Below are 9,410 nucleotides of genomic sequence, written 5' to 3'. Positions count from 1 at the left end.
TGGCCCGGTATTCGACGGCAAGCGCGTGTCCATTTTTATGGAAGTAGAAGGCCTGGGTGACTTCCTGCCCAAGTATGCGGGCAATCTGGATATCATGACCGCCGCCGGACTGCGCACAGCAGAAATGTACGCTCAGGAAATTCAGGCTGGCCGTTTCGAGCCCAAGCCGGTTGCCGCTTAAGAGAGGATTTGCAGCATGGATTTGAAAGGTAAAAAAGTCACCCTGCACGATATGTGTCTTCGCGATGGTATGCACGCCAAGCAGCACAAGATCAGCCTCGACGAAATGGTAGCCGTGGCCAAGGGCCTTGATGACGCCGGTATGCCGATGATCGAAGTGACCCACGGCGACGGCCTTGGCGGCGCGTCGGTGAATTACGGCTTTCCTGCGCACAGCGACGAGGAATACCTGAAGGCAGTTTGCGGTGCGGTTAAAAAAGCGAAAATTTCAGCGCTGCTGCTGCCCGGGATTGGAACTGTAGATCACCTGAAGATGGCAGTTGATTGCGGTGTAACCACCATTCGGGTAGCCACGCATTGCACTGAAGCGGATGTATCTGAACAGCACATCCAAATGGCCTCGGAGATGGGGCTGGATACGGTTGGCTTTTTGATGATGGCGCATATGATCGAGCCGGAAGAAATTCTGGAGCAGGCCAAGCTGATGGAAAGCTATGGCGCAAACTGCATCTACTGCACCGACTCTGCAGGTTTTATGCTGCCAGACGATGTGGCTGCGCGTATCAGCCTGTTGCGCAAAGAACTCAAACCGGAAACCGAGTTGGGCTTTCACGCTCACCACAACTTGAGCCTGGGTGTGTGGAACTCGCTTGTGGCGGTTGAGCACGGTGCCAACCGTATCGACGGTTCCGTTGCGGGTCTGGGTGCCGGGGCCGGTAACACACCATTGGAGGTGTTTACCGCCGTCGCTGATCGCATGGGCGTGCAACACGGCATTGACCTCTACAAAATCATGGATGTGGCCGAAGAAATCGTTACGCCGATTATGGATCAACCGATCCGTATTGACCGCGACGCGCTGGTACTGGGTTATGCCGGTGTGTACTCTTCTTTCCTGCTGTTTGCCCAACGCGCCAGCAAGAAGTACGGCGTATCGTCTCGCGATATTCTGGTGGAACTGGGTCGTCGTCGCACCGTTGGCGGTCAGGAAGATATGATCGAAGACTTGGCGCTGGATATGGCCAAGGAGCAAGGCAAGCTGTAAGTGGTTGCGTCAGACGCTAGGCGTCTGACGCGCTATAGGCTTAGCTTTGATCTCTTTCCAGTATTCAAAAGCTCGTTGAAGTACGGGCTGACTTACTTCGTTCTTTACGTGAGTGTCCCAGCACATTGTTGACCAAGTGCTCACGCTGGGCATCGTCCATCCCCTCGCGGATCGGCGCGTGGTTGATTGAGGTTATCGTCGTCCTCACGGTTGCTATAGGCAGAGCGCAGCGTTCGATCAGGTAGTGATCTTGTAGCACGATTGGGCCATCAGTGCCCACTGTCAGGGAGCGTTCATCGCCTTCTACAGGAATGCCAGCATCATTGGTGGCGTGTTTTTCTGTCATGGAATTTCTCCAGTCGATTTGCCGGAAATGTAATTCAGCATTTGCGAGGTCACGCTACTACCTGTACAAATCGCAAATATGGTGCTCCAACCGATGACAAACACCATGCTGGCGATTTGGGTAATCTGACAGGCAAAGAAGTCGGCTTGTAGACCGCTCTTATGTCAGATTCGATGGCGTTAACTGGCGAAACCTCAATTGAAGGCAAAGTGGTCATCATCCAACAGAAGGCGGATAACCTCAGGTCACAAGCCTCCGGCGATACGGGCAAGCGGATTGCCTGTGGTGTTATTCAACCTTTGCTAACAACGGATACCCAAAGCGATGCTACCTAAGCCAGGTGCGCATCGATCAGCAAGTTGCGCGGTGTCATGTGTGGCGGACAGAAGCGTCTTACTGTGCAGCAGTAGCCGGACTCCTGTAGATAAAGAACCTGATCCAGCAGCAACCAGAGTTCCAGCGGTCGTCGGAACAACGCACGCATCAGTTCCTGACGACTAACGCTATGATAGCGCTCGGTTCCGCGTTTCTCGTAGCCGGCGAAGTCCAGTCCGGGCGGCAGGGTTAAGCCCTTATGTGCGGCCAGTAATTTGCAGTAGTCGGAAAAGTTGCCCTTCAGAGCTTTTGTCGGCACTGGCGGCGTGGGCAGATAGGTGTCACTGTGGCGCAGTTCGCGCTGAAGCGCGTCAAATCCGAGTCGCCAGCATTGTTGTTGCTGGTGGCGCTGCCGCTCGGCGCGACCGGCGGTGGTGCTTTGCCGCACGGCGGTGCGCAGATCGGCAAGTTGTAGGGTCAGTGCGCTGTTCTGTGCCAGCGTGGAGAGTGGTCTGAAGTCTACCTGAAACTTGTGATAGCAGCAGGGAGAATAGCTGATCCGCTGGGCGCGTTGTTGGGTTGCGTCAGTAAGCAGTTTGCGGTGCAGACCACCGCAGGCGTGCAGGGCTACCACATGGTCGTCGGGTGCTATTTCTGAACGGGCTGAAGCATCGAGCACATCCATTTTTTTTAGACGGACCGGTTTGAGCTCCTGTTGGGCGAGCTGATTGCCGGCCTCGATAAGCGCAGTGTCGATTTCCAGCCCGCGGGCCTCGCGCTGGCTCAGTTGATACAGGTAGCGGCTCAGATGGCCTTTGCCACAACACCACTCCAGTGTCGGTTGGTATAGCGGGCTCAGTGCCAGGGCAAAGCGTTCAATCTGCTGCCATTTTCTTCCTGGGACAAAACGCGGTGCAGGTGTCGTTTGAGCAGGTTCAAACTGCGCAATGTCAGTAAGCCGCGATATGTTATTGCACAGGGTTGGAAAATGACGATGAAACAGCTCAAGCAGTGCGTCATCGTTAGCTTGCGCGTCGGCGATGGCATCGTCACCGACCTTGTCCAGAAAAGCCACGTCATCCGCCCAGGGCGGTGTGCTGACAAAGGGCTGGCATTGCCAGTAGTCACTGTGACTGTGGAGCAGGGCGTCGAGTGCCAGAAACTGCGTCCGATAGTGAGCCATTAATTTGCATGAGCCGGTAAAGGGCGCATTCTAACAGCCGGGCGAGGCGCTCGGTAGGCAATTTTTTGGTGTGAAAACCGCAGGTTTTGCAATACGTATAAGGTGCTGTAGCCTATATTGGTCAATACGGATTACCAGCCATTTCATTTGTCTGTCATAGCGGGAGTTTACGGATGAGCAAAAAACCTTTCAGCGCCAGCCTGCAGTCCAGTAATGAGAGCTACCGTTACTACGCTTTCGAAAAGCTGGGTGACGCGCGCTACAAGCGCCTACCCAATTCGCTTAAGGTGCTGCTGGAGAACCAGCTGCGTTTCTTTAATCAGTCCGCCAGCCAAAGCGATATTGATGCTTTTCTCAATTGGGTAGACAAACCCCAGCAGGGTGCCGATATCAACTTCTCACCAGCGCGGGTGTTGATGCAGGATTTCACTGGTGTGCCTGCCATAGTTGATTTGGCGGCGATGCGTGAGGCCGTTGCCCGGCGCGGTGGTGATGTGTCGGTGATTAGCCCGCAAGTCCCTGTGGATCTGGTAATAGATCACTCTGTCAGCGTGGATCACTATGCCTCAGCGCGAGCATTCAACGATAACGTGAAGCTGGAGATGGAGCGCAATGGTGAGCGCTACCGGTTTCTGAAGTGGGGCAAGCAGGCCTTTAAAAACTTTCAGGTGGTACCGCCGGGTACCGGTATCTGCCACCAGGTTAACCTCGAATACTTGGGCAAAGTTGTATGGCAGCGTGATGCTGACGGTGTTCGCGAAGCGTATCCCGATACGCTGGTGGGGACTGACAGCCACACGCCCATGATCAACGGTTTGGGCGTGCTCGGCTGGGGTGTGGGCGGAATCGAAGCCGAGGCTGCACTGTTGGGGCAGCCGGTATCAATGCTATTGCCGGAAGTCATCGGTGTGGCATTGACCGGAAAGCTCAAGGCAGGTGTGACCGCTACCGATCTGGTGCTCACGGTGGTGGAAATGTTGCGCAAGCACGGTGTGGTGGGCAAGTTTGTAGAATTTCACGGTCCCGGCTTAGCAGATTTGGCGGTAACGGATCGCGCGACCATTGCCAACATGACACCGGAATTTGGCGCGACCTGCGGTTTCTTTCCCGTGGATGAAAAAGTGATCGAGTATCTGCGTCTTACTGGCCGCGATGAGGCGACGTTGCAGTTGGTGGAAGACTACAGCAAGGCGCAGAACCTGTGGCGGGACGATGATGCCGAGCTGGTGTTCAGCGCGGAGCTCACCTTGGATCTGGGCACGGTGGAGCCGAGCTTGGCCGGACCGAAGCGACCGCAGGATCGGGTTACACTGAGCGGCTTAAAATCGGCCATTACCGAGTGTATTCACGAATTTGACCGTCGCGAAAATGACGAAATACCCGTGCCGGAAATGGGCTTTACCATGCCCGAGGGTGCGGTCGTTATTGCGGCGATTACCTCCTGTACCAATACCTCTAACCCGGATGTCATGCTGGCCGCAGGGTTGATGGCCAGAGCGGCTAACAAGCGTGGGCTGAAGGTGAAGCCCTGGGTGAAAACGTCGCTGGCGCCGGGCTCCAAAGTGGTAAGTGATTATTTTGCGCAAAGCGGTTTGCAAGTGGATCTGGATGCCTTGGGCTTCAATCTGGTCGGCTATGGCTGTACCACCTGTATCGGCAACTCGGGACCGCTGCCTGAGGCTATCGACAAAGCGATCGCCGACCAGCATGCGGTGGTGAGTGCGGTGCTGTCCGGTAACCGTAATTTTGAGGGGCGTATCCACAACAATGTACGTGCTGCCTGGCTTGCATCACCGCCGCTGGTGGTGGCCTATGCGCTGGCGGGCACTACGGTAATCGATCTGCATTCTGAGCCGCTAGGCCAGGATGCAGACGGCAAGCCGGTGTATCTGTTGGATATCTGGCCCAGTAACGACGAAATTCAGGCGGTGCGTAAATCCATCGACGGAGAGATGTTTCAGTCTGCCTATGCTGGTGTATTTGAAGGTACTGATGTCTGGAAGGCACTGGATGCGGGGTCCGGTAAGACCTACGGTTGGGACGATGAGTCTACCTATATTCACTGCCCGACCTTCTTCGATGATTTGGGTGAACCCTTACAGGAATTCCCCGTGGTGAAAAGCGCTCGGATTCTCGCGCTGCTGGGTAACAGTGTGACTACCGACCATATTTCGCCAGCCGGTGCCATCGCTCTAGAAAGCCCTGCCGGGAAATATCTGCGGGAGAAGGGCGTGGAGCCCAAGGATTTCAACTCGTACGGCTCCCGCCGAGGCAATCATGAAGTGATGATGCGCGGAACCTTTGCCAATGTGCGTCTACGCAACAAGATGGTGGATCGGGAGGGTGGTTACACCCGTTTTATGCCTGCGGGCGAAGAGATGAGTATTTATGATGCGGCGATGAAATACCGCGAGGAGAATACACCGCTGGTGATCTTTGCCGGCGAACAGTACGGCACCGGTTCCAGCCGGGACTGGGCGGCAAAGGGCACTAACCTGCTGGGCGTGAAGGCAGTGATTGCGGAAAGTTTTGAGCGCATTCACCGCTCGAATCTGGTTGGGATGGGCGTGTTGCCGCTGCAGTTGGACAACGATAGTGAAATGTTACAGTTACACGGTGACGAAACCGTCGATATTGTTCCGCTGGAAGATATTCTTGAGCCGGGGATGAAGGTTAAGATTATTGTCAGTCGCAACGATGGCAATCGCCATGAAGCGTTGGCGCGTTGCCGTATCGATACGGTTAGTGAGATGGATTACTTCCGTCACGGCGGAATCTTGCATTACGTACTGCATCAACTGCAGAGCGATGCATAGCTGTCGCGGGGCCTGCCGTTACGTAACAACGTGAACGCGCAGGCCTGGCTTCTGGGGTTTAATTATCGTTTTTGCGTTTAGCTGGTTTGCCCGCGGGCTTTCCCTGGCCCTTGCTGTCTGAAAATTTCTTCTTGTCGGCGGCTGGGCGTTTCTTGGGTCCCTTTTTGGGGCCGCTGCCTTTGCGCGGCTTTTCGTCGCCAGCTCGCTCCAGCATCATCGGCTGTTGTCGCACGCGTACTTTGCGCAGTTGTGCCAGCAGGTCGTTGGGCATACCCTCGGGTAGATCGATCAGGCTGTAATCCTGGAAGATACGAATACGCCCGATATACCGGTTTTCAATGCCGGCTTCATTAGCGATGGCACCAACGATGTCGCCCTTGCCAACGTTGTGTTGCTTGCCTACCGCCAGGCGGAAGGTTTCCATGGCGACGTCTTCGGGCGCCAGGGTTGGCTCGTGGAGCACTCTGTCGCCACTGCGTTCTTTGCCTTCACCTCGGCCATCTTTGCGCGCGGGGGGCGGCACAATGGGGCGTTCGCTCTGGGCCATAAAAGCCAGCGCTGCGGCCACGCTGGCCGGGTCCGCACCGGTATCGGCCAGATAGCTGTCGAGCAGATCGGTGAAGAAACTCAGATCTTCACTTTCCAGTGTACTGCTGATGATGTCCTTGAACTGATCAATGCGTTTCAGGTTCACCGCTTCGCGCGATGGCAGTTCCAGCCAATTCACAGTTTGTCCGGTAACGCGCTCAATGGTTTTCAACATGCGTTTTTCGCGCGGCGCCACAAACAGGATGGCCTTGCCGCTGCGACCGGCGCGGCCGGTACGACCAATACGGTGGGTGTAGGCTTCGGCATCGTAGGGAATGTCGAAATTGATTACGTGGGTCACGCGGCTTACGTCTATGCCGCGCGCGGCCACATCGGTGGCGACCACAATATCAATGCGTTCAGTTTTCAGGTGTTCGATGGTGCGTTCGCGTAGCTGCTGGGTCATGTCACCATTGATAGCGCCGGTGCGATAACCGCGGGCTTCGAGTTTTTCCGCTAGCTCTACCGTTTGGTTTTTGGTGCGTACAAACATGATCACCCCGTCGAAGTCTTCCACTTCGAGGATGCGCGTCAGGGCGTCGAGCTTATTGGTTCCGGATACCTGCCAGGCCCACTGCTCAATACGGGCTACGGCGCGTTTCTCGGGCTCGATGGCCACGGTGACGGGGTCGTTGAGATACTGCTTAGTTATTTTGCGAATCGGCGGTGGCATGGTTGCTGAAAACAGCGCAACCTGGCGCTGTTTGGGGGTTTGATCGAGAATCCAGGTGACGTCGTCGATAAAGCCCATGCGCAGCATCTCGTCAGCTTCGTCTAGTACGACAGTTTTTAGTGCGTCGAGCGATAGTGTGCCGCGTCGCAGATGGTCCATGACTCGGCCGGGCGTACCTACGATCACGTGTACGCCTTCACGCAGGGCTTTAAGCTGCTGGCCCATGCCCTGGCCGCCATAAACAGGCAATACGCGAAAGCCGGGCAATTTGGCGGCGTAAGTTTTAAAGGCTTCTGCCACCTGAATCGCCAATTCTCGTGTGGGAGCCAGAATCAGTGCCTGCGGCTTGCGGACGGAAGCGTTAATCTGAGCAAGCACGGGCAGGGCAAAGGCCGCCGTTTTGCCGGTTCCGGTTTGGGCTGTGCCCAGCAGGTCTTTACCCTCAAGCAGGCTGGGAATGGCTTGAGCCTGAATGGGAGATGGTTGTTCGTAGCCAACCTGAGCAAGCGCGTCGAGTAGGCTGGAGGGGAGGCCGAGGTCCGCAAAAGTGGCGGGGGCAGTTTGGGTCATCAATTCTTCCTGGTGGTTCGGGCTGACGGGTTCATTGTACAGAACCGTAGGCGGGGCGGGCAAAAGGGCGAAAATTGTACGCGAAATAACCATGTCTGGCCAGACAATTCTGCGCCATGTCCTTGACTCGCCACCATAAAGTGGCGGATGCTGATTGTGTATTTGCTAGGAGAAAGTGATATGGCGGTGTGTTTGCGTCTGATTGTAATGGCTTTGCTGGCTACCGTAACTGCCTGTGGAGGCGGCGGGGGATCTGGCGGCGACGATGCGCCCGCTCAGAGCGAGACAGCGACTGCGCAGGAAGCGACGGTGACGCAAGACCCGGTAACGCAGCAATCGTCGGCTACCGCGACAGACTTTCAGGTATACAAAAGCCCAACCTGCGGTTGCTGTGGCGAATGGGTGGATTACATGCAGCGCGAAGGTTTTAGCACTGCAGTGCATCACCCGGACAACCTCGATGTCGTAAAGCTTGAACGCGGCATACCGTCCCAGTTTCAATCCTGTCATACCGCTGTATCAGAACAGGGATATGTTTTTGAAGGGCATATACCAGCGCGTGATATTCGCGACTTTCTGGCGTCACCCCCCCAGGACGCTATTGGCCTGGCGGTGCCGGGCATGCCAGTGGGTAGCCCCGGAATGGAGGTGGGAGACCGCTTCAGCCCCTACAACGTTTTATTGCTCAAGAAAGATGGCAGCACTGAGGTTTTTCGACATGTGGCCACTGCCGATCAGCAATAACAGGCTGTTCTGTGCGCATACCTAGTCTGATTTGCCCGGTGTTTTCAGGCGTGCAAGCTGGGATTTAAGCTTGTCGGTCGCGGAGCTGACCGCACGGGCAAGTTTTACTGAGGTCCGATTTTCATATTCGAATTTTTCCAATGCGGCGCGTTCGGCTTCGAGTGCGCGCCGCTCACGCGCTTCCTCTTCTCGCTGCAGCTCGAGTTTTTCCCGCAATTTACGGCGAGCTTCTTTGGATAACTCGCCGCCAAACAGATTGACCGGCTGGCGCAGTATATAGCGACCCAGCGTATCGAGAAAATCGTCGTTGAATTTACTGGGAACAATGCGAGCCGATTTTACGCCTGAAGCATCGAAATTCCTGAAAATGACGCTAAGGTTTTTGTTTTCGAGGTTGGCCTTGATTGCCACGCGAATGGGAATGGGGCCAATGACCTTGAAGCGTGCACTTGCCAGATCAAAGCGCGCGTCTTTGCTGTCGGTGCGTTCATACTTCATGTCGAACTTGTCGAGTAGCTTGGAGTGTCGCAGCACCTCGGCTTTGCCTTTTATGTCAAATTCGATCGGTTCGGGCAGGTGGGCTTTGCAGCGCAGTTCCAGTTGCGTGGGCTCTTCACTGCTATCGATAATAATTGAGTAGTCGCTCTGCAGGCAGGTGACCTGGCCATCTTCAGGTAGCAGCGCGTAATCGGCGGTGCATTCTTCGTTGACCTCTTTCAGGTGCTCCACCAGCTGTTGAAAGAAGTTGTAGGCCTGGTGCATCCGGGGCCGCAGTTCTTCGCGGTAGAAATCGGCGAGTTCGGCTTCGAGCGCGGCAAGCCGCTCGGATTGCGTACGCTGTTCCTCAGCTTTTTCTCGTAGTTCGTCCAGTAAACCCATTAGCACATGCCGAGTGTGAATTTTTCACAAATGATAGCGGTTAGTCGGCCAGCTGTGAATACGAGATGACC

At 55.5% G+C, this 9,410-nt stretch carries 8 protein-coding genes and 1 pseudogene; 5 read left to right on the top strand and 4 right to left on the bottom strand.

Annotated elements, in window-relative coordinates:
* Both ABYP39_RS04025 and dmpG read left to right on the top strand, forming a co-directional pair.
* Positions 1-181 (top strand): annotated as a pseudogene (locus tag ABYP39_RS04025) (acetaldehyde dehydrogenase (acetylating)); the annotation flags it as partial.
* A 15-nt stretch (positions 182-196) separates the two neighbouring features.
* Positions 197-1,225: a 4-hydroxy-2-oxovalerate aldolase gene (gene dmpG / locus ABYP39_RS04020; protein ID WP_372781244.1), complete on the top strand. Its 1,029-nt coding sequence runs from the start codon at positions 197-199 to the stop codon at positions 1,223-1,225.
* A 64-nt stretch (positions 1,226-1,289) separates the two neighbouring features.
* On the opposite strand, the gene ABYP39_RS04015 is transcribed toward dmpG, so the two are convergent.
* Entirely contained in the window at positions 1,290-1,571 is a 282-nt protein-coding gene (locus ABYP39_RS04015; RefSeq protein ID WP_372781246.1) for a hypothetical protein, read from the bottom strand.
* A 161-nt stretch (positions 1,572-1,732) separates the two neighbouring features.
* Here ABYP39_RS04015 and ABYP39_RS04010 point away from each other — a divergent pair, with 161 nt between their 5' ends.
* Complete coding sequence (locus ABYP39_RS04010; protein ID WP_372781242.1) at positions 1,733-1,906, top strand: superoxide dismutase family protein; 174 nt, start codon at positions 1,733-1,735, stop codon at positions 1,904-1,906.
* Here the strand turns inward: ABYP39_RS04010 and ABYP39_RS04005 are convergent.
* Positions 1,903-3,069, bottom strand: a complete 1,167-nt coding sequence (locus ABYP39_RS04005; RefSeq protein ID WP_372781240.1) for a methyltransferase — start codon at positions 3,067-3,069, stop codon at positions 1,903-1,905. The genes ABYP39_RS04010 and ABYP39_RS04005 overlap by 4 nt on opposite strands.
* Before the next feature lie 173 nt (positions 3,070-3,242).
* Here ABYP39_RS04005 and acnA point away from each other — a divergent pair, with 173 nt between their 5' ends.
* Entirely contained in the window at positions 3,243-5,885 is a 2,643-nt protein-coding gene (gene acnA / locus ABYP39_RS04000; protein WP_372781238.1) for an aconitate hydratase AcnA, read from the top strand.
* Between the two features lie 58 nt (positions 5,886-5,943).
* Here the strand turns inward: acnA and ABYP39_RS03995 are convergent, their stop codons facing one another.
* Complete coding sequence (locus ABYP39_RS03995) at positions 5,944-7,716, bottom strand: DEAD/DEAH box helicase (RefSeq protein ID WP_372749366.1); 1,773 nt, start codon at positions 7,714-7,716, stop codon at positions 5,944-5,946.
* Between the two features lie 180 nt (positions 7,717-7,896).
* Between ABYP39_RS03995 and ABYP39_RS03990 the strand changes: the two genes are divergently transcribed.
* Positions 7,897-8,460 carry a DUF411 domain-containing protein gene (locus ABYP39_RS03990; RefSeq protein WP_372764571.1) on the top strand — a complete coding sequence of 188 codons (564 nt, stop codon included), beginning with the start codon at positions 7,897-7,899 and terminating at the stop codon, positions 8,458-8,460.
* Between the two features lie 21 nt (positions 8,461-8,481).
* Here ABYP39_RS03990 and ABYP39_RS03985 read toward each other — a convergent pair whose 3' ends face one another.
* On the bottom strand, positions 8,482-9,339 hold the full coding sequence (locus ABYP39_RS03985; RefSeq protein ID WP_372749368.1) for a hypothetical protein: 858 nt from the start codon (positions 9,337-9,339) through the stop codon (positions 8,482-8,484).
* Positions 9,340-9,410: the final 71 nt, after the last annotated feature.

The organism is Litorivivens sp., from assembly GCF_041625495.1.
In the GTDB taxonomy this organism is placed as follows: domain Bacteria; phylum Pseudomonadota; class Gammaproteobacteria; order Pseudomonadales; family Spongiibacteraceae; genus Litorivivens.
This window is presented reverse-complemented; position numbering and strand designations above follow the sequence as displayed.